This window comes from Bradyrhizobium semiaridum (assembly GCF_020329505.1).
GTDB classification, from domain to species: domain Bacteria; phylum Pseudomonadota; class Alphaproteobacteria; order Rhizobiales; family Xanthobacteraceae; genus Bradyrhizobium; species Bradyrhizobium semiaridum.
Genome location: NZ_JAGKJJ010000081.1, coordinates 1 through 662, shown reverse-complemented (window position 1 = coordinate 662; position 662 = coordinate 1). Strand labels below are relative to the sequence as shown.

The 662-nt window shown below is 65.1% G+C and carries 1 protein-coding gene and 1 pseudogene; one reads left to right on the top strand and one right to left on the bottom strand.

What is annotated here, in order from left to right:
* Positions 1-566: pseudogene (locus tag J6500_RS31530) on the bottom strand (ATP-dependent chaperone ClpB); the annotation flags it as partial.
* On the opposite strand from J6500_RS31530, the gene J6500_RS31880 reads away from it, so the two are divergent.
* Positions 496-642 carry a hypothetical protein gene (locus J6500_RS31880; RefSeq protein ID WP_249781756.1) on the top strand — a complete coding sequence of 49 codons (147 nt, stop codon included), beginning with the start codon at positions 496-498 and terminating at the stop codon, positions 640-642. The pseudogene J6500_RS31530 and the gene J6500_RS31880 overlap by 71 nt on opposite strands.
* The last annotated feature ends 20 nt before the right edge of the window (positions 643-662 follow it).

Here is a 662-nt window from a genome sequence, read left to right as displayed (position 1 = left end):
AGCATCTTGTCGACCGGCACACCGGTCCAGCGCGAGACCACCTGCGCGATGTGGTTGGCGGTGACCGCCTCCTCCATCATCTCGCCGCCGTTCTCACGTGCCTCGACGTCCGCGAGCTTCTTTTCCAGATCGGGGATCCGGCCATAGGCCAGTTCGCCCGCCTTCTGGAATTCGCCGCGGCGCTGCGCGTCGAACTGGCCAATGCGCAGCGCATCGAGCTCGCTCTTCAGCTTCTGGGCGTTGGAGAGCTTGTTCTTCTCCGCGCTCCAGCGCGCCGTCAGCGCCGCCGACCGCTCCTCGAGATCCGCGAGTTCCTTCTCCAGGCTCTCGAGGCGGCTCTTGGAGCCGGCATCGCTCTCCTTCTTCAGCGCCTCCTGCTCGATCTTGAGCCGGATGATGTCGCGATCGAGCGAATCCAGCTCCTCCGGCTTGGAATCGACCTGCATCTTCAGCCGCGCCGCCACGCTGTCGAATCGCTACATCACCGACCGCTTCCTGCCCGACAAGGCCATCGATCTGATGGACGAGGCGGCGGCGACAAGCGCCGAATCCGCGATGCGCACGCCGTGGTGCTGCTCGTATTTGTCCTTCAGGCCGCGCAGGATGGAGATGGTGTCCTCGACCGTCGGCTCGCTGACATAGATCGGCTGGAACCGCCGCGC